Raw genomic sequence first — 24,573 nt, forward strand, 5'->3', positions numbered from 1 at the left:
AATTCGATTTTCTATGTGGGTCATTTTATAGATCCAACTAGGCAAAATTAGTGCTAAATCGAATTTTTAAGAATTTTTTGTCGGCAGATATTGACTTAATTTATCGTATAAATCCTCTGGCGTAAAAGGTTTAGGCACAAAATCGTTAATCCCTATTTCTTCCATTTCAGCTTTTATTTCCTGAAGTGTTGTCGCTGTTAAAACCAAAATCGGAATATTTCTTTTACTCGGGTCATTATGACTTCTTATAGCTCTAGCAACTGAGAATCCATCTAAAACGGGCATTTGCAAATCCAATAGCACTAAATTGAAATTGCCCTTTTCAAATTCTTCAAGCGCTTCTCCCCCGTCGGAAGTCAAAACTAGATTCCCCGCATTCCATTTTGTGAGAAACTTTTTAAGTAGAATTTGATTTACAGCATTGTCTTCAGCAACTAAGATAGATGCTTCTTGTAATGATTTTGGAGACATGGATTTTTCATTTTTAAGCAATTTTGTGTTATCCTCAGTAGTTTCAAATTCAAGAATAAACTCAAATGTACTCCCCTCGTTTGGTTTTGACTTCAATTTTATTTCTCCCCCATGAATTTCAACTAATCGTTTTACAATTGCCAATCCGAGTCCAGTTCCCCCATATTTTCTGGTAGTCGAGGACGAAGCCTGTGTAAAAGCTTCAAAAATACTTTCAGATTTATTCTCGGGGATTCCTATCCCAGAATCTACAAATCTAAACAAAATAGAAGCTTTGGCACCTTCTCTCTTTTCAAGTTGAAGCTGTATACTAACAAAACCTTTGTCGGTAAATTTGATCGCGTTAGAGATCAGATTGTTGACGATTTGCCCCACACGCACTGGATCACCAATTAGTTCTTGAGGAATCTGTCCATCAATCTCGGAAGTGATTTTTAAGGATTTTTCATTTGCTTGAAAACTGTGCGAATGTAAAATCCTATTAATGACGTTTCTCAGATCAAAAGAAACACGCTCTAATTCCAATTTTCCTGAATCAATTTTATTGAAATCCAATATATCATTGATCAAACCCATCAAATTCTCAGCTGAAAACTGGAGTGTTCGAAGATTTTCTAATTGATCTGGTCTTGGATCCTCCTCCATTAAAAAATGTGACAAACCAATGACAGCATTCATTGGTGTTCGAATTTCATGACTCATCACTGAAAGAAACTGTGACTTTACTAAAGAAGCCTGCTCAGCTCTTTCTTTCGCCATCAGAAGTTCTTTTTGAGCTTCTTTCAGTTTAGAAATATCTCTTGCAATACCGGTGTATGAGCGTTTAGAGCCATTTTTGGATTCAATCATCCTTCCATTAGAGCTAAACACTTTATACTCTCCATTCTTGTGTCTAAGTCTAAATTCCAAAAATTGGTATTCATCAAGAATATTCTTGTTATGACCAAGCATGTTCTGAAAAACATCTAAATCCTCGGAATTCAAATACTCAAAAATACTTTGACCCAATACTTCTTCAGAAACATAGCCTAAAAATTGAGAGACATTTGGGGATACATATTCTAATTGAAATGTATCTGATAGCGAAAAAATAATTTCAGTCGATTCCTCAACCAACGTTCTATACTTTTCTTCAGAGCGCAAGAGGTTTTCCTTAGCTTGAAACTCCTCATTAATATCCCTAACGATTGAAAGCGCAAATTCCACCTCCCCATTTTCAATGATTGGCCTAATTGTGCGATGAAAATATCTTCCTTTAAAGAAAAATTCAGTGTCAACAATTTCCCTGTGGTGATACACCCGATCCAATAGCTGATTTAATTCCTCCAAATTAGTGAGCGAAATCTCAGATAGGTATTTGCCTTCAAAATCCTCCCTCTTCATACCCCAATGATCAAAATTGGTTCCTTCCGCTAGAATGTATTTTCTGGTTTTATCCAAAAGAAAAATATTTGTCCCAGGGATATTGGAAGCTAAAACACGATATTGTTTATCACGCTCTTCTTTGAAAATTTCAAGATTTTTTCGATCCGTAATATCTTGAAATAACCCCTCGTGGTAAATTATTTTGCCATTTTCATCAAATACGTCTCTAGTTTTATCCTCTACCCAAGCATAAGACCCATCGGGTTTTTTCACTCTATATTCACCTGAAAAAGAAGAAATGCCATTTTCATTTGGATTCTCTGATATGAATTGATTAATTCTGCCCGAATCTTCAGGATGAAGTAAATCTAAAAACGAAACTTTTGATTTAATAAGATCAACAGCACTGTAGCCAAACTGATTTATATTATCAGAGATGTATAGAATCTGATATGCTTTTTCAGGATCCACTCTAAATATTACTGCAGGACTGTTTTCAACAATAAGCTGCACTCGTTTAGAAAGCTTTTCGCTTTCATATTTTTCGGTTAAATTTCTGTAGATAAAAGAAAACCCAACTTTTTCGTTAGATGCTGAAGTAAAGGCTTGGATTGTAATTTCAAATGGGGTCTGAGCAGTATGTCTTGTTCTAATTTTACCTTCTTGCTTCCATACCGTACCGATTTCTAAGTCCTGAACAATAGAGTTTAGATCAAGCTCGGAGTTGAATTTCAGGGTTACCAATTCACTGATTTGACCTCTATAACCATCTGCTGTTTCTGGACAACAAAGTTGAATAGCAGCTTCATTCAAATAAATAACATTTAGAAAAGTATCTGTAACTATAATTGGATCAGCAACTTGAGCTAAAATCTGAGATTGAAGTTTAAGATAATCTTCTGAGGCTCTCTTATGAGAAATGTCTGTACAAAAACCATAAACTTCCAATCCTTGTGTAAGAAAATCTCTTCGAGCTTCGATCTCATAGCTAATGAATACTTGTTTATCATCTTCACTTAATACAATAAACTCTCCAGAAGTTTTTCCTTCATCTTCAATCGCCTTCTTGAGATTTTGTACAAAAGCTGATCTTCCGGGTTTTTCTAACTTTTTTATTAAAGAAGTGAATTCACGTACCGAAGGTTTCTCACCGTATCCAAAAATACTGGATAATCCACCTGACATGAAAAACACCTTTTTTGCAGTACTATAGGTCCAAGATCCAGATTTTGAAAGCAACTCTGTATTTGCCAATAAACTTTCATTTCGCTCGATCTTCTTAGTCATTTGGCTGCCTCGATAGGCTCCCCCCAAAAGATCTCCCAACTGTCTGAAAACTTGAAATTCATCCTCATTCGAATGCACCGTTTTTAAATCCAAAACAATGAACCCCAAAAGCTTCGAACCAGAAATCATAGGAACGCAAAGAGAAGAGGAATCCTCATTTTTAATGAGCTTGACTCTCCCTTCCTTAAGTTCATCAAGGATTAATTTTACTTTTCCCAGGAGAAAAAAATCAGTCGATGCATTTGCATTTTCAGTAAGTGAATTCCAATTCGAGAGTAAATCAAAACTTTTGAAATCTTTATTGTAGATATAAACCTCGCATTTATTAGCACGCAAAAATTCTCCGAACCGAGCTATTGAATCTTTAAAAAGGATCTCAATATTTAAAATCGGCGCATTTATTAAAAGACTTGAAATTTGATTGATCAAATTCTCGATTTCAAATCTTCTTTGTAACGAAAGATCCGTGAGAACATATTCAGTGATATCCCTCGCGCTGAATATTACCCCCTGAATCTGTGGGTGGTTCAAAAGATTTTTGGCATAACTCTCCAAATAAATACGTGATCCATCCTGCTTATTAATCCAAAAATCAATATTCACTTCTTTATTATGAATAAGTATTTCCTTGAAATCTCCTTTGACAATTTCGATAACTCCTCTTTCTATAAAATCCTTGTAGTTCTTTCCGATAATAGCCTCGGCCGGAAACCCTAATTTTTCTGCAACCGCAGAACTAATGAAATTATAGTTACCATCCTTATCGAGAATTGCGATTAGGTCATGACTATTGTTGAGAATACTTTGAATGTACCGAAGCTCTTCACCGAGATTAAACCCAGAATCCTCAAAGTAATCTTCGTTTTGACCTTCCGTAAAAAATTTAACTTTCCTCCCTTTTACAATTAAAAATCTACTTTGAAAACTTGAAGGAAGATTTGTGAAATTCCACTCGTATTGATGGGAATCCCCACGATTGTCAATGAGTGATTTAATGGCGAAAATATTGGGACGATCTCCTTTTTCAAAAAAATCATTCAATACACCTTGAAGCTTTAAATTGGTAAACAATTCACGCCAAGAATCTGAAATGTCTTGAAAATTCGAGTGAAAATATTTGTTCTTATAGATGATTTCATCAGAATCAATGAGAAACACAGGATCCTGCAATTCATCAAAGAAGCTTGAAATATCAAATTGATTCAAATCAGCCATCAAGCAAATTAAAAATTATTCATCATTCAACTTTCCCGAAAAAGGAACTAAAAATGTAAATTTTTAGAAGTATTTCAAAGACAGCACAGATAAAAAAACTTAAAATGTGTCTTTTTTTACAGAAATCGAATGTAGGGGAAACAATCAAGGATCCTTTAGCGTGAAACAAGTAGAATTATTTTCCAACCTTTAACTAAATAAAATGATCGTTACAACCACAAACTCCCTTGATGGATATCGTGTTGACACCTACTTAGGAATAGTCTCAGGAGAAACTATCATCGGGGCAAATGTATTCAAGGACTTTTTTGCAAGCATCACAGATATCGTAGGAGGAAGATCATCCGCCTATGAGCGGGTACTTCGAGAAGCAAAGGCTACAGCGATGGCCGAAATGGAAATGCAAGCACGCACATTTGGGGCAAACGCAATTATTGGAATTGACCTTGATTATGAAACTATCAGAGATGGTATGTTGATGGTCACCGCAAGTGGTACTGCTGTCAAAACTACTAAGTTATAAAAACTAAAAAAGTCCTGAAATTCAGGACTTTTTTAGTTCCAAGATTATTTTTTGAGAATTTGTTTTTTTAAAGAAATGCTCGTTTACGATCACCACTGGAGCAGATTTACACATATCCATGCATTTTGTCTTTATGATTTTGCATGCCCCCTTCAAAGGCTCAGTTTTGGCCGCTTCTTTTACATCTTTCGAAATTGTTTTAGAACCAGACTTTTTACAATCTGACCCATTACAAATAAAAATTAATTGCCTTTTCAACTTCATTACATTCCCGAAACAAACTGCATCATCAATCCACACAAATAAGCACCATAAGTCCCGACGGCATATCCTAAAACTGCTAATAAAACTCCAACTGGAGCCAGTGAGGAATCAAAGGCTGACGCCACAATAGGAGCTGAAGCAGCACCTCCTACATTGGCCTGAGAACCAACAGCCACATAGAAAAATGGCGCCTTAATTACATAAGCCACAATAAGCATAATCAAAATATGAAAGACCATCCATACTATCCCCACTAGAAATAGCAGTGGATTATCAAAGATGGCTCCCAAATCCATTTGCATTCCGATCGTTGCCACCAATACATACAACAATACACTACCCAAACGCGAAGCTCCTGCCCCTTCCAACATTCGGGCCTTGGTGAAAGAAAGGCCTAGACCTACGGTAGTTGCAATCACTACAATCCAGAAAAAGGAGGAATCGAGTGAGTACTGGGCAAGCTCTGGATGATTAACTTCAATATAAGGAGCAATAAAATCAGCCATTAAAGTTGCAACTCCAGTCACCCCAAAACCAACTCCAAGAATAATCATCGTATCAGAAAGGCTTGGGATTTTCATAATACCTTTTCTAAAATCGGCAATTTTATCCCTTAACTCATAAATAGCTGTGGTATCGGCTTTGAAAAAACGATCTATTTTTTCAGGTTTGGCTGCCCAATAAAGTAATACAGCTGTCCAAAGATTAGCTACTAATACATCCACAGCAATCATTTGGCTAAACAAAGCATTGCTAGGTTCAAATACTTTAAGCATCGCTGTTTGATTTGCTCCACCGCCAATCCAAGATCCTGCAATAGTGGAAAGTCCACGCCAAACTTCATCGGGACCATTCCCTCCAAGTAATTCAGGAAAAACAAACCCCACCGTCAGCAAGGCCAACGGACCTCCGATCATGATCCCAAATGAACCAGCCAGAAACATCGTTAGCGCTTTTGGCCCAAGTTTTAAGATTCCTTTGATATCGATACTGATCGTGAATAAAACAAGCGAAGCGGGTAATAAGTATCGACTTGCCATTCTATAAAGCCCTGAAGCCTCTCCTGATATCCATCCGAAGGAATTGAATAATGCAGGAATAAAGTAGCACAATAAAACTGTCGGCACTACCGAATAAAACTTTCTCCAAAAAGTAGAATTGCTTGATGAGGTAGCAAAGATCAAGGCAAGTGTTGCCATTAATAATCCAAAGACTACCGCATCATTGGTAAATAAGGGAGTTTCTTCCATGCCGATAACTTTTTAGGTCTGCAACAATACCAACAAAAGATCAAATTCCCCAAAAATTCAACCTCTTCCGTTTTCCAAAACTTGAAGAAACTCACCTAAAATCATAGCAGTAGCTCCCCAGACTATCTCATCTTCGATGTCAAAGTATGGTGCATCTAGCTTAATTTTACCACCAACCTCTAAAGTTCTCTGCTTCCTTGTTTCCAAACGAAGCAAAAGTTCAAGAGGAGTTTCAATGATTCGATCCACCTCTTTAAGTTCGGGAATAAACAGCGGCTTCTTTTCAGAATACCCGATAATAGGACTTACCAAAAAATTGCTCGCAGGAACAAATAGATCTGAAATAGGACCAATAAGTTTTACTTCTTCTGGTAAAATCCCAACCTCTTCCCAAGCTTCACGCATGGCAGTGATACTTAAGCTTTCATCTTCTGGCTCCATTTTACCACCTGGAAATGCAATCTGTCCGCTATGCACACCCGCATAGGTAGGGCGTTTGATCAATGGAAAAAAAGCTCTTCCTTCCTCCGGGTAAATGAAAATCAAAACAGCGCCTTTTCTTGGGTTTTCAGAAAATTTAAAATCAAATCTTTTCGGATCAATAGGAAGAGGCGACATGGATTTTTGGGCAATCTGACCCGGAAGTGGCTTTTTCAAACCTTTTTGAAGTAATTCTATCGCAAGATCAAATTCCATTTTTAATTCAAGGAAACTTGTTTGATTTTTTGATCGATATACGAATCTGCTTCATATGTCTTAGACAATTTTGAAAGATTGAAATGAGCAATTCGATGCGTAGCAATATTTATTATCCAAGCCATTGGACGGAAACCTGTCTCCTCCTGAAAATATCCCAAAACGATGAATTCATCCTCATTCAGCCATTCACCTTCTTCAAACATACCAGAAGGACCCATAAATAAAAGACGCTCTTTCATACCATCGGCACGATACCAGATTACTTCGGAATCTGGATTCAAAAAAGGGGTTTCCAAAGATTCCTGAGCTTCTATTTTATAACTGTAAATATCCATGGTGCCATTTCCATTAGGATGAGAATATTGATATGGAAACAATGGATCATCAGACAGAATAGGATTACGTTCTGGCATTTCCATAGGATCTATAGAATCCGTCATGACAAGTTCAAAATCTGAAGAATCAAAAGGACCTAAAATGTTTTTCCAATGGGTATACCAAGATTCCTTTTGAGCTAAAGTTATATCTAGTTGATTCTTCATCTTAGATATTTTATCCTCTTCAAGTTGAATTTCATTTGTGTTAGCCTCTTCATCAGAAGAAGTGCCAGTACAACCAAGTTGTAAAACAACAACCATCAAAAAAAACCTTGAAAATTTAAAGGATGATTTAGGAACCCTCATAAATATATTTTTTGTAAACTCAAGCTAACTCCCAGCCTCTAAAAATCAAAAAAGGCCAGGATATAATCCCGACCTTTTCCTGCTCTCAAACCTATTAAACCTATTGTAGATATTCTGAATTGAATACTTTCGAAAAGTAGAAAATGTTTACTAATACTCCAAACAATCGATTGCGAAAGATTTTCGAAATTTTATTTTCCCTACCAAAATGTTGTTTAAAACGCATTTTTGGATCGAAATTTTATTTTTTAGAAGGCTAGAAAATTTTCACCAACTTTAAAGATTTCCTCAAGCATCTTACTTAAAAGGAAAATGCCACAAAAACTTGCCATCATCCTAGCCGAAAAAATCCTCAAGGGTTTTAAATCCTACATGGTTTTTTTTAACACCTACACCAGTCTTGCCCCCATTCATTTCCGAGAACGAAATTGGATCGAAACTCAAATCAATCATCGCCAAAGATTACGATTGTATAAAGACCTACTCATTCCACTAGCTAAGGAGTGCATGGAGATTTTAAAACAACATGCCACAGAACCTGCAAGCTGGGTCTATGTGAAAAGTCACTACTCCAAACTTATCGCAGAAATGTATAATGTGGAACTAGCCGAGACTTTTTTCAATTCGGTCGTACGCAAAATCCTTCCAAAAACAGTAGTCAATGAAGAATTCATGTTTGTCATGGAGGGATTCGATGCTTATGACATTCCCGACAACAGTGATTTAATAAGGACTTACCCTTCTTCTTGGGGATTAGAAAAAATAATTCGAAAAATCTTGGAAGATTATGACTTTGGAACCCCATACATGGACAAAGAGCAAGATGTCAAGTATCTGATCCAAAGTGTAAAAGAAGTCATTCTAAGCAGATACAATGTATCTCCTGACACCAAAACCCAAATTCTAAAATCAGTATTCTATCGTAATAAGGCAGCATACCTTGTCGGAAGAACCTATTTGGGACATAAATGGATGCCCTTTATTATTCCCATGATGAATGGTCCCAAAGGAATCTTTGTAGATACCTTGATTTTTGACCCGCACATGATGAGTAATATCTTCAGTTTCACTCGATCCTATTTCATGGTAGAGGCAAAAAAACCTTCCCAAATCATTGCCTTTTTAAGATCCGTGATTCCGCATAAAAAAACACACGAACTGTATAACGCCTTAGGTTTTAATAAACACGGAAAGACGCTCCTGTACCGAGATTTCTTAATTCATCTTGATCAAAGCAGTGATAATTTTGAAATCGCCCCAGGTATCAAAGGAATGGTCATGACGGTATTCACTCTCCCCTCTTTAAACCTTGTATTTAAACTGATCAAAGATCATTTTGAACCTCCAAAAAGTATGACCAGGCAAGAGGTCAGGGAGAAATATAAGTTGGTATCATTGCATGATCGTGTGGGAAGGATGGCAGATACACACGAGTTTGAATACTTTGCTATCCCCCTAAACAGAATCAGTAAAGAGCTACTGCAAGAACTTCGAAATACAGTAAATTCTTTAATTTCTATCGAAAATGATCAATTGATAATCAAGCATCTATATACTGAACGTAAGATGATTCCTTTAAACATATTTCTGGAGAATTGTACAAAAGAAGATGGAATAAGCGTGGCTAAAGATTATGGAAGATCAATCCTCCAATTAGCTCAGGCTAATATTTTCCCAGGGGATATGATGACCAAAAATTTTGGTCTTACGCGGCAGAAGCGAGTGATATTTTATGATTACGATGAAATCGAGTTTCTTTCAGATATGAATTTTAGGAAAAAGCCTAAAGCAGAAACCTATGAACAAATCTATGCTCCTGAGCCTTGGTACACCATTGCAAAAAATGATGTGTTTCCTGAAGATTTTAAACGCTGGATGATTGGTCGTAGGGATATCAAAGATGAATTCATTCAGTATCATGAAGAACTTTTTGATGCAGAACATTGGAAGCAAATCCAGAAAAGAATTGCTTCCGGAGAGTTGATCCATGCTTACCCTTATCCAGAGGAAATTAGGTTTCGCCCCGAACAAAAAATCTAACAGCTAATGTTTTTAGGGACTTTAAGCTGGGAAAGTTTATTTTTGCATCTCGGCTTAAGTCCGCAATCCCCCAAACATGAATACTGATTCCCCTGTACATATAGATTCCAAAAAATTAAAGAAAGTAAGGAAACTCATTCTCCATACCTCAGAAGATGATGATCGTCCTGTTTACATTTCCGGGAATTTCAATCAGTGGACTACTCAAGATTTCCGTTTTTTAATGAGAAAAGTTTCCAAAGGAAAGTATGAATTTACATTTCCTGAAGGAAAAGAATTTCAAAAGGAGCTCATTTACAAATTTACAAAAGGTGATTGGTCGGAAGTAGAAATCGATCGCTACGGCAATAAAACTCCAAATAGACATTGGAATGACGACAATCTAGAACGGATTGAAAAAGTAGCCAAGTGGAGGAAGAACTGGTTGCCCTATCGACCCAGTCAACTTCCTAAAATTCACCTGATTTCTGAAGAATTTGAAATCCCTCAACTCAATAAGACTCGAAAAATCTGGGCTTTGCTCCCTCATGATTACGAAACTTCTACCGAATCTTATCCAGTCCTTTATCTACAGGATGCTCAAAATTTATTTAATGAAAATGCAGATTTTGGCAACTGGCAAATTGACAAAAAGCTAGCAGTCATGTCTGATTATGGAATTGGAAAGGTCATCGTGGTAGCTGTCGAGCACGCTGAGTCAGAACGAATTCAGGAATACAATGTCGGCAGAACGCTGCTCGGAACAGGAAATGGAAAGCAATACATCAGATTTTTGACTGATACCTTAAAGCCTTTTGTAGATAAAACCTTTCGAACAAAACCAGAACGGGAGTTTACAGGAATAGGCGGGAGCTCAATGGGTGGTTTAGTAAGCATTTTCTCGGGTTTGATTTACCCCGAAGTTTTCGGGAAGTTGATGGTTTTTTCGCCTTCCCTTTGGGTAATTCCAAAGATCAAATTAGGTTTTATGGATTTCTTTGAGCCTTTGGAGACCAGGCTTTACTTATATGCCGGCGGAGATGAGAGTGACACAATGGTATCCCATGTCACCAAGCTGAGAAAAAGATTGCTGAAAAGAGAAAGTCTCCAAGGTAAAATGAAGGTCAGGCTAAGTATCAATATGGAAGGCAAACACAATGAAATTTATTGGAGCGATGAGTTTCCAAAAGCGATTGAATGGCTATTTTTCAGTAATAGCCCTGACTAAAACGAAATATGATATTTGAATTAAGCGGAAGTACTTCTTCCAAATCATCCCTTAGAATCATTCCCATTTTTGAAAACTCGGCTGCTGACATCTTACCATCCAAGTTTGGGTTGGATGTTCACCCTTCAGTATTCTCAGGAAAAAAAGACAGCACTTATCTACTTCAACATCATGATCAATTGGTTTTATTGGTTGGATTGGGAGAAGATCAAGAAATCAATGAAGTTGAAAAAAGCTTTAGAAGAATTCTTTCTAAAAATGCTGAAATTATTCAAGACAAAGTCACATTAGATTTTTCACAGGATTTAGATTCTAAGTTGATCGAATCTGCTCTAATCGGCTTTTCCCTAGGAGGCTATTCAATTGATTTTTTCAAACGGGAAAAAGACAAAAAGAAGGATTTCCGGGATTTAAAAGTGGAAGTAAAGTCCAGCATTGAATCAATTCACCTAATAGTAGACCGGGCTGAAAAAATCTCAAATGCCAAAATCGAAGCCTTCAAATTGGTGGATTTGCCTCCAAATGTACTTACACCGACTTTTCTAGCTGATTGGGCTAAAAAACTAGAGGGAAAAAATGGTTTAAAAGCAATAATTTTTGACCAGAAAAAAGCAAAGTCCGAACGTTTAGACGCATTTCTTGCGGTATCTAGAGGAAGTGCGAAAGCACCAAAATTCATCATCCTTGAACATCGACATCCAAAAGCAAAATTCCATCTTGGTCTAGTAGGCAAAGGGGTCACTTTTGATACAGGTGGGCTAAATATCAAGACCCAAGGCATGGTTCACATGAAGTCGGATATGGGTGGTGCAGCAGCAGTCCTAGCCACTACCCAATTAATTGTAGATCTCAATCTTCCAATTAATCTGACGAGTATAGTCCCTGCAGTAGAAAATGCGGTGGATAAAGATGCCTATCTGCCAAGTGAAGTGATTCAAAGTCATGCCGGACTAAGTATTGAAGTGATCGATACTGATGCGGAAGGCAGATTGATTTTAGCAGATGGACTCTCCTATCTAGTTCAAAATTATGCAATAGATCAAGTCATTGATTTGGCTACTTTAACTGGAAGCAGCGTAGCGACTTTTGGCTATGAGTGTGGGGCATTGTTTTCTAATTCCGAAGACCTTTCAAACAACCTCCAAAAAGCAGGCTTGGAGACTTTTGAGAAAGTATGGCCCCTTCCAATGTGGGAAAACTACCGAAAGGAAATGGATAGTGAAATTGCCGATATAAAGAATTACCACGGCAAACCAATAGCAGGGGCAATTACAGCTGCAAAGTTTTTAGAAGCATTCATTCACGAACACCCATCTTGGGCACATTTAGATATTGCTGGTGTAGCTTATGGTGATACAGAATTTTCAAAAACAAAATCAGGAACTGCATTTGGCGTTCATTTATTACTTAAATTCATCGAAAATCAATTGTAATCATGGATCAAAGTGGCAAAACCTTTCTCTGCATTTCAAATTTTTTTAAGGGAAATGCATTTCTAATAGCCTTGAAAAAACAAGGTAATCGGGTCTTTTTGATTACTTCAGAAAAATTGAAAGACCAACCTTGGGCTTTTGAATACATCGATGATGTGTTTTATATGCCTGGACAAGACCTTGATTGGGATTTGGATTTACTGATGAAGGGAGTTGGGGGTTTGATGAAAAATCACAAAATCGAAAGCATCATTGCTTTGGATGATTATGATGTAGAAAAAGCAACTTATCTACGAGAAAACCTTCGAATTCCGGGCATGGGTCAAACCACAGGTCGGTTCTTCAGGGATAAATTGGCTATGCGGATCAAAGCTCAGGATTCTGGAATCAAAGTCCCTCCTTTTTCCCCGCTTTTCAACGACGATGACATCAACCAATATGCAGATCATATTCCTGCCCCATGGGTGTTAAAACCCAGATCTGAGGCCTCAGCACATGGAATCATTAAGGTGGAGAATAAGGAATCACTTTGGGAAAACATCCATAAACTTGGCGACAATAGACTATACTATCTAGTAGAGCAATTTAAACCGGGCGATGTCTATCACGCAGATGGACTAATGCTTGATGGGAAAAACATTTTTTGTGCTGTATCAAAATACCTATCAACACCTATGGAAATCTCACAAGGAGGAGGAATCTTCAGGTCTGCTAATTTGAAATACGGATCAGATGATGAGAAAAAGATCAAAAAGGCAAACGCAGAAATCATGAAAGCATTCGGTATGAAATCCGGTGCTACGCATACTGAATTCATAAAATCCAAAGAAGATGGAGAGATCTATTTTTTAGAGACTTCATCCAGAGTTGGAGGTGCTCACCTTGCAGAAATGGTGGAAGCAGCAACAGGAGTTAATCTATGGGCAGAATGGGCTAAAATAGAAGATTCTCTTGCAAAGAACACTAAATACACGATGCCAAAAGTTTCAAAAAACTACGCTGGTATTCTTCTTACACTCTCTAAATATGAGCATCCCGATCTGAGTAGTTTTGATGATGAAGAAGTCTATTTCAGAGTTCCTTTGGAATACCATGCGGGATTGATCGTTAAATCCAAAAATCAAAATCGTGTCATGGAACTTCTTGATAGCTATGCTGTACGGATAGCAGATGAGTTCTCTACTGTTGCTAATGCACCAGAAGTGAAGAAATTTCATTAAAACTTCTCTTCTACTCCTAGCCCAAATAAGGCAAAATCGTATTTAACTGGATCTTCGGGATCAAAGTCCCGAAGTTTTTCGGTTAATTCTACTGCTGTCTGCCAATCAGTTTGTTTTCTGGTGATCAAACCAAGCTTTCTACCCACTCGGTCTACATGTAAATCACATGGGCAGATCAATTGGGATGGTTTTATTTTTTGCCAAATACCAAAATCCACTCCCTTATCATCAGAACGCACCATCCATCTTAAAAACATATTGATTCGCTTGCAGGCTGCCTTTCGCTTTGGCGTTGCGATGTGTTTTTTAGTACGATTAGGCGCGTCAGGTATCGAAAAAAAGAATTCATGGAATTGTTCCAAAATGGAAAACATTGAATCCTGAGCCCCTGTTTGACCGATCAAAAAAGCTTCTTCCAGTGAAGTGTGCTTTTTGTAAAACCAGTTAAAAAAATGGATGAAATACAGGGTATCGATATCATTAAATGTCCGATGCTTGAAACTTAAAAAAGGCCTAAGATCTGACTCCTTATGGTGAATAATGAACTGATGAGGGTCATTATCCATCAATTGAAACAACTCCTGACATTTATTTATGATTGTTTTTCGCTGACCCCAAGCCAAAATCGCCGCAATAAAACCGGTGATTTCAATATCCTCTTTTTTGGAAAATTGATGTGGAATCGAGATCGGATCAAGTGTGATGAATCCAGGACGATTATACTCTTCGACTTTTTCGTCTAAGAAACCCTTCAAGTCTTTCATCAAAGTGCTACTTTAACTTCACCTCCCTGGGTTCCGTCAAACCACTTGAAGGAAAGTTCATTTTCAACTTTTTCTGAAACATGCCAATCAAAGCACTTTATATTAGTCAGGGATTTTAATGAGTCTTCATCTGGATTATACAGACAAATATCAAAATCAGGAAGATCTTTTGATTCAATCGAATTCCATTTTTCAAGAATAAACCCTTCATCTATAACCCGGACTTTTTTTCCAAAAACAAAATCAGAGAGAACAGAAGGCACCCCGTCTTTCCTACGAAGTTTAAATCCTGATGGGCCAAACATAATCTGTTTGACGAGCTTCGCCTCAAACAAATCAGCCGAATGAGGCAGGCTTTCCCATTCAGACTCTTTTAGCACTACAGTCTTCCCCTCAGGTTTGATTCGAGCCAGAAAACCTGAAAGCAACGAAAACACATACGTGATCCCGATAAAAATCAATCCAAAGCTCGCCAAGACTGGATAAGATATGATAAATATCAGATTCCAGATAAATCTAAAAACATGGTGAAATATAAGTTGGAGTCGATTCATTGTGTTGTAACTAATGTCAAAATTAGAACTATTGATCGGAAAGTAAAAAAGGAAGTTATTTTGAAACCTGATTGATCTCCAAAAAAATAAAAAGGTCAGCCTAGAGCTGACCTTTTCACATAATATCATTTAATCTCTTCAATACATGACTTCAACAGGAAACCTTCCATTCACAGCTTTAAGTTGATCAAAAGCAGCTTGAGAGAGCTTGATGACTAATTTGGAATTATCACCAGTCTCAGGAAGCACTCCAACGACACGAGCAAAGATTGTCACATCGTTCTCTTCATTTTTTACTCGCATGATCGTACCAATTGGCGCTGTGCGATGTAACACTAAGTACTTCTTATGACCTCCCGTGCCTTCAATCAATTCAGCTTGGCCAGTTTCTTTTACATTTTTAAAGCCGCCAGATGTATTTTCAGCAGTTGGTTCTATATTCATTTCTTCAACACTGGAAACTACTTTTGGAGTACCGACTATAGGAACTTTGGACTCTTCCGGTGCACCTCTACCTACTTTAAGAACTTGGCCTGGAGCGAGATTATTTGATGTCAATGCATTCCAAGTAATCAAATCTTCCACCCGAGCACCATATTGACTTGCAATAGAAAACAAGGTTTCATCAGACTTTACAGTGTGAGACATCCAATCTCCTGGCACTATTGGAGTAGTGTTTGGTTTTGCAGACTCCGATGACGAACGAATTGCTTCAGATCTTGGAGCTGAAGGTTTTGATGTTTCTGGTTTTGGACTTACCTGCTTAGGTTCAGTCTTCACTTTTTCTTCTTTGACAGGTTTAGGAGTTTCAGCTTTTGGGGTAGCCACGGTAGTTACTGATGGTGTAGAAACCGGAACGGGTTTAGCCTCCGCTACTACTGGTTTTTGAATCACTAAAGGCTGACCAACACTGAGGTCGTTCCCTTTAAGTTCATTGGAAGCCATTATTTCATTTACAGAAACACCATACTTTTTAGAAATCGAAAAAAGAGTCTCCCCAGGAACAACTTTGTGCAATACCGCACCTGCCGGTAATTCAGACTTCGGGATAAAAGGAACTCGAATTGTCTGACCGATTTTCAATCCTTGCTTTAGGGCCGCATTTGCATTAACAATATCCCCAACAGGAGCTTGGTATCTTCTGGAAATTCCAAAAAGTGTTTCTTTCGGTTCTACTTCATGGAGGATATATGATTGATCTCCAACTTTCTCCACTCCTACCGAATCAATTGTGGAAGCTGAAGAACTCATTGAAAATGATAAAAACAATGTAATGGCTATGCAAAATGACCAGAGGTAAGTTGATCTGAATCTCATAAGAATTTGAAAATTTGGGGCTACTCTAAGTTTCATTTAAAATTATTTTCTAAAAGTTAAGGGTGCAAGAATTATGCTAGAAAACAAAGCTAGAATTTAGAATTGCTTAAAACTATGTAAACCTGAATTCATAAAAAAAGTCAGTTTAGCAGATGATTTTGTATCTTATCCGCCTAGAATGATAGCTCCAAAAATGAAAAAAAATCTAAGTGCATTACTTATTCTATTGCTTTCCCTTTCCTCAATCGGTCTTAGCCAGGTTAATTCACAGGAAATAAATAAAATCTTCACATTCAAGATCGATAAAGATATCGATCCTGGGATGAATAGAAGAGTGAAAATCGCTTTGGAAAAAGCAAAAGAGGAAGATGCTGATCTCATCATAATCGAAATGGATACCTACGGCGGCGCTGTAAATGATGCGGATGACATCCGAACCATGATTTTAGAAAGTCCAATTCCGATTTATGTCTTTATCAATAAGGACGCAGCTTCGGCTGGCGCTTTGATATCTATTGCAACAGACAGCATCTACATGGCCCCGGGTGCTAGCATTGGTGCCGCTACAGTTGTTAATGGAACAGATGGTGCCGCAGCGCCTGACAAATACCAATCTTACATGCGCTCAATGATGCGTAGCACTGCTGAAGCTCAAGGTAGAGACCCTAAAATAGCAGAAGCAATGGTGGATGAAAAAATCAAGATTGATGGAATATCGGAAGAAGGATCCGTAATCACATTTTCTGTCTCTGAAGCCATAAAATACGGCTTCTGTGATGGAGAATATTCAAGTATTTCGGAAATTCTGATAGCCCAAAACCTACAAAACGCGGAATTGATCACTTATGAGCCCGATCAAACAGAACAAATTATCTCATTTTTTCTTAGTCCTGCAGTTAGCGGATTTTTGATACTGATCATTATTGGGGGTCTTTATTTCGAGCTACAAACCCCTGGAATTGGTTTTCCCCTCGCGGCATCAATCATAGCGGTGATTCTATATTTCATTCCTTTTTATCTAAATGGATTAGCTGAAAACTGGGAGATCATCGTATTTTTTGTAGGAGTGATTTTACTGGCTGTAGAACTGTTTGTAATTCCAGGTTTTGGCATTTTTGGAGTACTTGGTATTGTATGTATTTTGGCTGGCTTAGTCCTTGGGATGCTTCCAAATCAAAACTTCGATTTTCAGTTTGTTCCTGCGGAAGATCTATTTGGAGCATTACTTACGGTAATTATCGCTTCAATTGCTTCTGTTGGTTTAGTGTTTTGGTTAACTCCAAAAGTCAATGAATGGGGAGCATTCAGAGGTGTCACACTGGCTAATACCCAACAACGATCTGAAGGATTTACCTCCAGTATTTATGCAAATGAATTGACTGGGAAAAGAGGAAAAGTACACTCAAGACTCCGACCAAGCGGAAGAGTAGAAATCGAAGGGGAAATCTATGATGCTTATTCACGTGGAGAATTCTTAGATCAAGGTGAAGAAGTTATTGTCATTTCCACAGAAGGCACATCCTTAAAAGTAAAAAAGTGGGAGGCTTGAGAGATTTTGGTAAGTTTACCGCATGAATCCTTTTCAGACAGTTTTTGAATTGATTGGAGCAGATCAAATCAAACAACTTACAAGCTATTTTTATGAAGAAGTAGCCTCCAACTCAGCCCTAAGGAAGCTTTATCCAGAAGATCTCTCTGGAGCTGAGGAGCGATTACACCTTTTTCTATTACAAGTGTTTGGAGGTCCTCAAACTTACTCTGAACAGCGCGGACATCCACGCCTAAGGATGAGGCATTTGGAATGGAGAATCGATGCGACGATGCGAAATCATTGGCTAAATGCAATGTTCACTGCACTTGATAAGCTTCAATTGGACCCAAATGTCAAGGAATTAATGATGGAGTATTTCATTAAGGTGGCTAACCATATGATTAATCATGAGTAAGGCCTTTCGCTACCTTTATACATTTTATGCAGGATTTCTGTTTATGATCTCCTTTCTAATCATTTTCCCATTTTTACTTGTGTGTATCTGGATTCCTGGCTGGAAAAGATTTGGCAGAAAAATCAACAGATATTGGGCTAGAGCTTATTTCTCAATAATTTTTCTTCCCGTAGAGATTCAAAATAATTCACATCTAGTCAAAGGGAAACCCTATATTTTCCTTGCAAATCACTTTAGCTATCTTGACATTCCCATGATGGGATTTATTCCGGGTGACGTGTTATTTGTTGGAAAGGCATCGATTCGAAAAGCCCCACTTTTCGGCTATTATTTCAAAAGTCTCCATATTGCGGTTGATCGGGAAAGATTGAAAAGCAGAGCTGAAACTTTAAAAAGGGCAAGTGAAGCTTTAGATACCGGAAGTGGAATCATTATTTTTCCAGAAGGAGGAATCTATACCAAAAATCCACCCAAAATGGTGCCCTTTAAAAATGGTGCATTCCGATTAGCAATCGATAAACAAATCCCAATTATCCCTGTCACTTTATCTTATAATCATCTAATTTTGCCTGATGATGGAAACCTTCTCTTGCGGAGAAGGAAAGCGAAAATGGTTATTCACAAACCAATTTTCGCCAAAGAAGGAGATACTGAGGAAGGAATGAAGGAACGATGTTTTCAGGTTATTCAAAATCAACTTGATAAAGACAACAGCACATTATGAAAATCGATAAAGATTCAATTAAGAGAATTGCTCATTTGGCCAGATTGGAGTTTGACGAAAGCAGCGCAGCAAAAATGTCTAAAGACATGAGCCAAATTCTTGATTGGGTGGAGCAATTGAATGAAATCGATACCGACAATATCGAGCCACTGACAACTATGTCTACTGAAGTAAATGTAATGCGTGAGGATAAAGTAGCCAATCAATTAAGCCATAGGGAAGGTTTGAAAAATGCTCCTAAAAGTGATTCCGACTACTTCCGTGTTCCGAAGGTATTAGAATAATGAATCCACAAAGTAAATTGAGTTCAGTTTCCTACTCGAAAACTCCCAGCTTCCTTTTTTTAATTCTAGGCGTTTTTCTTGCGCTCTACTACCTTATTTTTAATCCAGTTCCTTACGAAAATATTTCGACAGCATATTTTTCCGAGCGTATCTCCATTCCTTTTGATTGGGCACAGATAGGACCTATTTCATTTCCGATTGAGGTAGATAACTTTCTGGTCTTTCAGGAATTCAAGTCATTTCGACCAGACTTCCATATTTCAGAATCTTATCTTTTCGGGATTATAGTTTCGATAGTAAGTGTTTCATTTTTAACACTTTTGAGCGAATTCAAAAAGTTATACTTTATAATTGGTGGGGCTGCCTGGATCGTATTAATCACTTTTAGTAACCTAAATGGATTAAATATCGGCGGAGTAAGTTCCAATTTTACTTTGATCATCAGCTTGGTTGGAACACTGACTCCCGCTTTGATTTTTCATATTTGGGGTCAAAGTTGGAACCTAAAGATTAAATGGCTTGGCACATCAGTAGCTTTTATAGGGACTGTATTCATTTTGACATCTCTTAGTCCAATTAAAGAACCCATGCTTTATTTGGCTGAACATTCACTGATAATTGGTCTATGCCTCAGTTTAGCTTGGATCTTTTGGAATGGTCATGGCGTACTATCAGGAATATATCTTCTGATTGCAAGGGCAAACCGAACACTTCAGCTTCGTGTTTCCATTCAGATTGCGTTGATTGGATTTCTCTATTTAGCTTTAGTTTTCTTCATATTCCTTGAGCTTACAGGTGAGTCCGGTCTCCCATTCCCTACCTTCTCTCCCCTATTTCTTATTTTTCCAATGGGAATATTTGGCTGGATTTCGCTAAAAGCTAAGCTTCAACAAAGCACTGATCTTATAAGCGATTCAAAAAGTTTAAAAGCACTCTATGTCTTAGGTTTTGGTATTTCCTGCTGGTTAATCTGGAAATTAAAAATAGCTGGAAATCAGCCTGCCGAAGAGTTATTCAAGCATTTAATCACCTATAGTCAACTGGGGTTTTCTTTGTTTTTTCTGGTTTACCTTTTCTCGAATTTCCTTTCAGTAATGGACTCAGGAAAGTCAGTCGACTTAATTCTATACAAACCACACTCATTGCCTTATTACCATTTAAGAATTGGTGGTTTGATTACTATGCTGGTTTTGATCACCTATTCTGATGCAATAATAGGAGTTCAAGTCAATGCGATGACCACGAACACTTTGGCTGATTATTACTATCAGACTGATCAAAAGCTGGAAGCTAGCATCCTTTATGAAAATGCTTGGGTACGCTATCGCAAAAACCCCAAAGCAAAAAATGCTACAGCGCAATTGCTTTTGGAATTAAAACAACCTACCCTAGCCAAGCAACATCTTGAAGAAAGTTTTGCAGAAGCGCCTCAAGTAGACAATATTTTATTGTTAAGCGATCAGCTGCATAGTGAAAACGCACTTTTTGAAGCAGTTTATTATCTGGAAAGAGGATTGAATTATTTCCCTGACCATCCAAAATTGATTAATAACCTGGCTCTTTTCTATACTAAAATCAATAAGCGAGAGGAAGCTTTGGAACTATTGACGACTGTCAGCAACCCTGAAGAAATTTTACTTTCCAATTTTTCGGCACTGCAGACAATGGCCGGCAAACCTGAATCGACTGAAATTCTTCAAAAAGATCTCCCTTCAAACATCAATCTTCTTGCTGCTTCAAATGCTTTAGGAAATATCCCAAGCAAAGAATTGATTCAAAAAATAAAAACACAGATAGAAACATCATCCAGCCCAATGCTGGTTAATGCTGGCTATAGAAATCTTTTTGCCTCTCAAAAAAAGAACAACCCGGATCCCGAGCTTAAACTTTTAGATAGTTTAGCGAATTCGACTTCATATCAATCATTTCAGATGCAATTGCAGGAAACCGCTGTCATAAGAAGTCTGGCAGCTGGAAGAATTGTAGACGTTGTGAAAAATTTGAATGGACTAGCGTTTCGAAATCCGGGAGATGCTGGATATTACCTGCAATTATCAGCTTTGATTTTAGCTCAAAACCTTGATTTTAGAAAGGCAGCATTAGAATTGGAAGCAGCTCAAGAAAAGGGATTTCAGGCTTTCGACACCCACCATTGGAGTATTTATGGACTTGGCGGCTTACCTGAAAAAGCAATTGAATTACGTGAGAAATTCAGCGTAATCTTGCCAGTATATCTTACAGATGAAGGAATTACAACTCCAAAGTACTTGGAATTAATCAGCAAATTTCACCAGAGCCTCCCACAATCGCTTTTAGCTGAATGGATTGATTTTGAAGAAAGTGAGTATAAAACAGACCTTGCTATTCGATTAATTGCGCATAAGTCTCATGGTTTAAAAGCTCCTCAAATCCAAACACTGGGGGACTACATTTCCTCTAAAATTGGAAAACAGGAAAAACTTACGATGTATCTTAGTAATCCGGATTTGAAATCTATTGATTCCATAGAATCACTTTTGGCTTGGCTAGGATTGGAAGAAGAGTTGACCTCAAACCCTTATTATACTCCGCTGATACTAAGTGCAGCTATGATTAGTCAGGACCCTCTAACCAAATATGAAATCTTGAATTCAGCTTCGGAGTTTAATAGAGACCCCATGCTCTGGATAGCTAAAATCAATGCTGCTAAAGCAATCGGACTTGATAATTACGCCAATGATGCTTTAATTCAAATGCAAGAATGGCTTTCGAGAGAAGAAATTTTACAACTAGAAAGAGGGAACTATTAAAAAGCATTCACGTAATTTGAAGCAGGTTCTAAACCAGAATAAATACTAAACCACTACCTTAACTCAAAACCACCACCCCATGGCCAAGATTATAGAAACTCACGAAATCAATAAAACCTATAAAATGGGCTTTGAAATCATCGAAGCTTTGAAGTCAATTTCGATAACTGTGGATCGTGGGGAATATGTAGCTTTCATGGGCCCCTCGGGTTCCGGAAAATCGACCTTGATGAACATTATTGGCTGCTTAGATACTCCAACATCAGGGACCTATATCCTAAATAATAAAGATGTCTCACATATGAGCGAAAACGAGCTTGCTGAGATTCGTAATAAGGAAATTGGATTTGTATTTCAAACTTTTAACCTTTTACCAAGAGCGAGCTGTTTGGAGAATGTAGCCTTACCCCTAGTCTATGCAGGTTTTAGCAAGTCTGAGCGTGAAGAGCGAGCTTTTCAAGCGCTTTCCAATGTAGGACTTGGAGATCGGACAAAACATAGACCAAACGAGCTTTCTGGTGGACAAAGACAACGTGTAGCAATTGCCAGGGCCCTTGTAAATGATCCAAGTATCATTTTGGCAGATGAACCTACAGGAAATTTGGACTCTAAAACTTCCTACGACATCATGGAGCTTTTTCATGAGCTTCACTCAAAAGGCAATACTATTATTATGGTGACACACGAAGATGACATAGCACATTATGCACATCGTGTCGTACGATTAAGAGATGGATTGGTAGAAACTGACACAATCAATCCAAATCCTACAAGAGGTGTAGCGATGCATACCTGATAATCCCTTTTTATTAAAATAGATTCTTATTTTTGTTTTTTGAAATAAGAATTACAAAATGAAAATATATACCAAGACTGGAGACCAAGGAATCACCTCATTATTGGGAGGAACAAGGGTACCCAAGTCAGATCTAAGAATTGATGTCTATGGAACTGTGGATGAGTTAAATTCATACATAGGTTTGCTAAGGGATCAAGAAGTGAATAAGGACCGTTCAGAACTTTTGAAAGAAATTCAAGATCGATTATTTACAATAGGTGCCGATCTGGCTACGGTGCCAGGAAAAGATAAAGTAAAAAAGCCCGACCTACTTTCAGAAGATATTGAATTGCTAGAAAGGGAAATGGATCAAATGGAATTAAAACTTCCACCTCTAACTGCTTTTATACTACCTGGTGGGCATACAGCTGTTTCTTTCTGCCATCTAGCAAGAACTGTCTGTAGAAGAACAGAGCGAATCACTGTAGAATTAGCTTCTTTTGAGCCTGTTTCAGAACTCGTAATTCAATACCTCAATAGACTTTCCGATTTTCTTTTTGTCTTAGGCAGAATGATGGCACTCGAACTAGATGTAGAAGAAGTGACCTGGAAACCCAGAATTTAACAGTAATACCTTGACCGAAAGTCCATTAAATTTCAATTTCATGAAGACCACACTCGATTTCCCAGTTTCCAGAACGACAAACTCTAAATTAGCTTCAGTAGATTTTTCAAACTTGGTTTTTGGAAAAACAATTAGTGACCACATGTTTGTGGCGGATTACAAAAATGGGGAATGGACCGATTTGAGAATTGAGCCCTATGCACCATTACAATTGAGCCCGGCTAATGCTACACTTCACTATGGACAATCCATTTTTGAGGGAATGAAAGCCTATAAAAACTCAAAAGGTGAGGTAATTGTCTTCAGAGGTGATGCAAACTGGAAAAGACTGAATGAGTCCGCAGAGAGGATGTGTATGCCGCAACTTCCGGAAGAAATCTTTATGGATGGATTAACCCAACTTCTTGATTTGGATCGGGCTTGGGTACCTACAGCAAAAGGTGCTTCGCTTTATGTACGCCCGTTCATGTTTGCGACTGATGACTACATCGGAGTAAAACCTTCAGAGACTTATAAATTCATAATCTTCACTTGTCCTGTGGGGAATTACTACAGCAAGCCTGTAAGTGTCAAGGTAGAGACCAACTTCACAAGAGCTAATGAAGGTGGTACAGGAGCTGCAAAAACTGCTGGAAACTACGCTGCATCTTTATATCCTGCTCTTCAAGCGCAAAAATCTGGATACGATCAATTGCTTTGGACAGATGGAAAAAGTCATAGCAAAATAGAGGAAAGCGGAACTATGAACGTAATGTTTAAGATCGATGGAAAAATCATAACCGCTCCAACTAATACAGGCACTATTTTAAAAGGAATAACAAGAGACTCTGTTATCCAATTAGCAAAGGATTGGAACGAACCATTGGAAGAGCGATTTCTGACTGTAAAAGAATTAGAGTCTTCTCTGAAAGACGGAAGTCTGGAAGAGGCCTTTGGAACTGGAACTGCTGCCACAATCGCTCATATCGAGCGCATTAATATCAATGGTACAGATTATAATCTACCTGAGAAAAGTGTAGATGCTTTTTCATTAAGGGTACTATCTGAGTTGGATGGAATAAAATATGGAGAAATAGAAGATACTCATAATTGGGTAATTAAAATCTAAGATCAAGCGAGAGTTACCCTCTCGCTT

Annotated in this window: 21 protein-coding genes; 13 read left to right on the top strand and 8 right to left on the bottom strand. The window is 37.8% G+C overall.

All coding sequences use genetic code 11. The features are described 5' to 3' along the window. Positions 1 to 66: 66 nt before the first annotated feature. Complete coding sequence (locus tag BVC88_RS10800) at positions 67 to 4,338, bottom strand: PAS domain S-box protein (RefSeq protein WP_075350706.1); 4,272 nt, start codon at positions 4,336 to 4,338, stop codon at positions 67 to 69. Between the two features lie 202 nt (positions 4,339 to 4,540). Here BVC88_RS10800 and BVC88_RS10805 point away from each other — a divergent pair, with 202 nt between their 5' ends. Then, positions 4,541 to 4,861, top strand: a complete 321-nt coding sequence (locus BVC88_RS10805; protein WP_075350707.1) for a YbjQ family protein — start codon at positions 4,541 to 4,543, stop codon at positions 4,859 to 4,861. Positions 4,862 to 4,882: 21 nt separating this feature from the next. On the opposite strand, the gene BVC88_RS10810 is transcribed toward BVC88_RS10805, so the two are convergent. The 4 genes from BVC88_RS10810 to BVC88_RS10825 are packed head-to-tail and all read right to left on the bottom strand — an operon-like array spanning position 4,883 to position 7,712. Beyond that, entirely contained in the window at positions 4,883 to 5,125 is a 243-nt protein-coding gene (locus BVC88_RS10810; protein ID WP_075350708.1) for a (2Fe-2S) ferredoxin domain-containing protein, read from the bottom strand. Continuing rightward, positions 5,125 to 6,375 (bottom strand): DUF819 family protein, encoded by a 1,251-nt coding sequence (locus BVC88_RS10815; protein WP_075350709.1) that lies wholly within the window; start codon positions 6,373 to 6,375, stop codon positions 5,125 to 5,127. The genes BVC88_RS10810 and BVC88_RS10815 overlap by 1 nt, the downstream gene beginning before the upstream one ends. 57 nt (positions 6,376 to 6,432) lie before the next feature. After that, the gene (locus BVC88_RS10820) at positions 6,433 to 7,071 is read right to left on the bottom strand and encodes an NUDIX hydrolase (protein WP_075350710.1); all 639 of its coding nucleotides are present in this window, start codon (positions 7,069 to 7,071) and stop codon (positions 6,433 to 6,435) included. A gap of 2 nt (positions 7,072 to 7,073) precedes the next feature. After that, positions 7,074 to 7,712, bottom strand: coding sequence for a hypothetical protein (locus BVC88_RS10825; RefSeq protein WP_075350711.1), 639 nt, complete (start codon positions 7,710 to 7,712; stop codon positions 7,074 to 7,076). Positions 7,713 to 8,069: 357 nt separating this feature from the next. On the opposite strand from BVC88_RS10825, the gene aceK reads away from it, so the two are divergent. From aceK to BVC88_RS10845, 4 genes are all read left to right on the top strand, one after another. Then, positions 8,070 to 9,797 carry a bifunctional isocitrate dehydrogenase kinase/phosphatase gene (gene aceK, locus BVC88_RS10830; RefSeq protein WP_075350712.1) on the top strand — a complete coding sequence of 576 codons (1,728 nt, stop codon included), beginning with the start codon at positions 8,070 to 8,072 and terminating at the stop codon, positions 9,795 to 9,797. Between the two features lie 76 nt (positions 9,798 to 9,873). Beyond that, complete coding sequence (locus tag BVC88_RS10835; RefSeq protein ID WP_075350713.1) at positions 9,874 to 11,004, top strand: alpha/beta hydrolase; 1,131 nt, start codon at positions 9,874 to 9,876, stop codon at positions 11,002 to 11,004. 8 nt (positions 11,005 to 11,012) lie between these two features. After that, positions 11,013 to 12,437, top strand: a complete 1,425-nt coding sequence (locus BVC88_RS10840) for a leucyl aminopeptidase family protein (RefSeq protein WP_075350714.1) — start codon at positions 11,013 to 11,015, stop codon at positions 12,435 to 12,437. Positions 12,438 to 12,439: 2 nt separating this feature from the next. Beyond that, entirely contained in the window at positions 12,440 to 13,657 is a 1,218-nt protein-coding gene (locus tag BVC88_RS10845) for an ATP-grasp domain-containing protein (RefSeq protein WP_075350715.1), read from the top strand. Here BVC88_RS10845 and BVC88_RS10850 read toward each other — a convergent pair. From BVC88_RS10850 to BVC88_RS10860, 3 genes are all read right to left on the bottom strand, one after another. Further along, on the bottom strand, positions 13,654 to 14,421 hold the full coding sequence (locus BVC88_RS10850; protein ID WP_075350938.1) for a TIGR02757 family protein: 768 nt from the start codon (positions 14,419 to 14,421) through the stop codon (positions 13,654 to 13,656). The genes BVC88_RS10845 and BVC88_RS10850 overlap by 4 nt on opposite strands. Further along, positions 14,421 to 14,975, bottom strand: coding sequence for a hypothetical protein (locus tag BVC88_RS10855; protein WP_075350716.1), 555 nt, complete (start codon positions 14,973 to 14,975; stop codon positions 14,421 to 14,423). Before BVC88_RS10855 ends, BVC88_RS10850 begins: the two co-directional genes overlap by 1 nt. 138 nt (positions 14,976 to 15,113) lie before the next feature. Then, a complete protein-coding gene (locus BVC88_RS10860) occupies positions 15,114 to 16,328 on the bottom strand; it encodes a LysM peptidoglycan-binding domain-containing protein (protein ID WP_245803632.1) in 1,215 nt (404 codons plus the stop codon). A 157-nt stretch (positions 16,329 to 16,485) separates the two neighbouring features. Between BVC88_RS10860 and BVC88_RS10865 the strand changes: the two genes are divergently transcribed. The 8 genes from BVC88_RS10865 (at position 16,486) to BVC88_RS10900 (ending at position 24,546) form a co-directional block, all read left to right on the top strand. Next, positions 16,486 to 17,841: an NfeD family protein gene (locus BVC88_RS10865; protein WP_075350940.1), complete on the top strand. Its 1,356-nt coding sequence runs from the start codon at positions 16,486 to 16,488 to the stop codon at positions 17,839 to 17,841. 22 nt (positions 17,842 to 17,863) lie between these two features. Then, the gene (locus tag BVC88_RS10870; RefSeq protein WP_075350717.1) at positions 17,864 to 18,238 is read left to right on the top strand and encodes a globin domain-containing protein; all 375 of its coding nucleotides are present in this window, start codon (positions 17,864 to 17,866) and stop codon (positions 18,236 to 18,238) included. Beyond that, complete coding sequence (locus BVC88_RS10875) at positions 18,231 to 18,962, top strand: lysophospholipid acyltransferase family protein (RefSeq protein ID WP_075350718.1); 732 nt, start codon at positions 18,231 to 18,233, stop codon at positions 18,960 to 18,962. The genes BVC88_RS10870 and BVC88_RS10875 overlap by 8 nt, the downstream gene beginning before the upstream one ends. Further along, a complete protein-coding gene (gene gatC / locus BVC88_RS10880) occupies positions 18,959 to 19,246 on the top strand; it encodes an Asp-tRNA(Asn)/Glu-tRNA(Gln) amidotransferase subunit GatC (protein ID WP_075350719.1) in 288 nt (95 codons plus the stop codon). Before BVC88_RS10875 ends, gatC begins: the two co-directional genes overlap by 4 nt. After that, entirely contained in the window at positions 19,246 to 22,035 is a 2,790-nt protein-coding gene (locus tag BVC88_RS10885) for a tetratricopeptide repeat protein (RefSeq protein ID WP_075350720.1), read from the top strand. The genes gatC and BVC88_RS10885 overlap by 1 nt, the downstream gene beginning before the upstream one ends. Positions 22,036 to 22,114: 79 nt before the next feature. After that, positions 22,115 to 22,831: an ABC transporter ATP-binding protein gene (locus tag BVC88_RS10890; RefSeq protein ID WP_075350721.1), complete on the top strand. Its 717-nt coding sequence runs from the start codon at positions 22,115 to 22,117 to the stop codon at positions 22,829 to 22,831. Positions 22,832 to 22,889: 58 nt separating this feature from the next. Beyond that, positions 22,890 to 23,438 (top strand): cob(I)yrinic acid a,c-diamide adenosyltransferase, encoded by a 549-nt coding sequence (locus BVC88_RS10895; protein ID WP_075350722.1) that lies wholly within the window; start codon positions 22,890 to 22,892, stop codon positions 23,436 to 23,438. Between the two features lie 40 nt (positions 23,439 to 23,478). After that, entirely contained in the window at positions 23,479 to 24,546 is a 1,068-nt protein-coding gene (locus tag BVC88_RS10900) for a branched-chain amino acid aminotransferase (protein ID WP_075350723.1), read from the top strand. The last annotated feature ends 27 nt before the right edge of the window (positions 24,547 to 24,573 follow it).

The sequence above is a fragment of the Algoriphagus marinus genome, from assembly GCF_001936475.1.
Taxonomy (GTDB): Bacteria; Bacteroidota; Bacteroidia; order Cytophagales; family Cyclobacteriaceae; genus Algoriphagus; species Algoriphagus marinus.

Excerpts from the sequence above, each read along its gene's own strand:
- BVC88_RS10835 (WP_075350713.1), top strand. The coding sequence starts at position 9,874 with ATGAATACTGATTCCCCTGTACATATAGATTCCAAAAAATTAAAGAAA.
- BVC88_RS10895 (WP_075350722.1), top strand. The coding sequence starts at position 22,890 with ATGAAAATATATACCAAGACTGGAGACCAAGGAATCACCTCATTATTG.
- BVC88_RS10890 (WP_075350721.1), top strand. The coding sequence starts at position 22,115 with ATGGCCAAGATTATAGAAACTCACGAAATCAATAAAACCTATAAAATG.
- BVC88_RS10855 (WP_075350716.1), bottom strand. The coding sequence starts at position 14,975 with ATGAATCGACTCCAACTTATATTTCACCATGTTTTTAGATTTATCTGG.
- BVC88_RS10840 (WP_075350714.1), top strand. The coding sequence starts at position 11,013 with ATGATATTTGAATTAAGCGGAAGTACTTCTTCCAAATCATCCCTTAGA.
- BVC88_RS10875 (WP_075350718.1), top strand. The coding sequence starts at position 18,231 with ATGAGTAAGGCCTTTCGCTACCTTTATACATTTTATGCAGGATTTCTG.
- BVC88_RS10900 (WP_075350723.1), top strand. The coding sequence starts at position 23,479 with ATGAAGACCACACTCGATTTCCCAGTTTCCAGAACGACAAACTCTAAA.
- BVC88_RS10820 (WP_075350710.1), bottom strand. The coding sequence starts at position 7,071 with ATGGAATTTGATCTTGCGATAGAATTACTTCAAAAAGGTTTGAAAAAG.
- BVC88_RS10800 (WP_075350706.1), bottom strand. The coding sequence starts at position 4,338 with ATGGCTGATTTGAATCAATTTGATATTTCAAGCTTCTTTGATGAATTG.
- BVC88_RS10870 (WP_075350717.1), top strand. The coding sequence starts at position 17,864 with ATGAATCCTTTTCAGACAGTTTTTGAATTGATTGGAGCAGATCAAATC.
- BVC88_RS10860 (WP_245803632.1), bottom strand. The coding sequence starts at position 16,328 with ATGAAACTTAGAGTAGCCCCAAATTTTCAAATTCTTATGAGATTCAGA.
- BVC88_RS10815 (WP_075350709.1), bottom strand. The coding sequence starts at position 6,375 with ATGGAAGAAACTCCCTTATTTACCAATGATGCGGTAGTCTTTGGATTA.
- BVC88_RS10825 (WP_075350711.1), bottom strand. The coding sequence starts at position 7,712 with ATGGTTGTTGTTTTACAACTTGGTTGTACTGGCACTTCTTCTGATGAA.
- BVC88_RS10805 (WP_075350707.1), top strand. The coding sequence starts at position 4,541 with ATGATCGTTACAACCACAAACTCCCTTGATGGATATCGTGTTGACACC.
- aceK (WP_075350712.1), top strand. The coding sequence starts at position 8,070 with ATGCCACAAAAACTTGCCATCATCCTAGCCGAAAAAATCCTCAAGGGT.
- BVC88_RS10845 (WP_075350715.1), top strand. The coding sequence starts at position 12,440 with ATGGATCAAAGTGGCAAAACCTTTCTCTGCATTTCAAATTTTTTTAAG.
- BVC88_RS10810 (WP_075350708.1), bottom strand. The coding sequence starts at position 5,125 with ATGAAGTTGAAAAGGCAATTAATTTTTATTTGTAATGGGTCAGATTGT.
- BVC88_RS10850 (WP_075350938.1), bottom strand. The coding sequence starts at position 14,421 with ATGAAAGACTTGAAGGGTTTCTTAGACGAAAAAGTCGAAGAGTATAAT.
- gatC (WP_075350719.1), top strand. The coding sequence starts at position 18,959 with ATGAAAATCGATAAAGATTCAATTAAGAGAATTGCTCATTTGGCCAGA.
- BVC88_RS10885 (WP_075350720.1), top strand. The coding sequence starts at position 19,246 with ATGAATCCACAAAGTAAATTGAGTTCAGTTTCCTACTCGAAAACTCCC.
- BVC88_RS10865 (WP_075350940.1), top strand. The coding sequence starts at position 16,486 with ATGAAAAAAAATCTAAGTGCATTACTTATTCTATTGCTTTCCCTTTCC.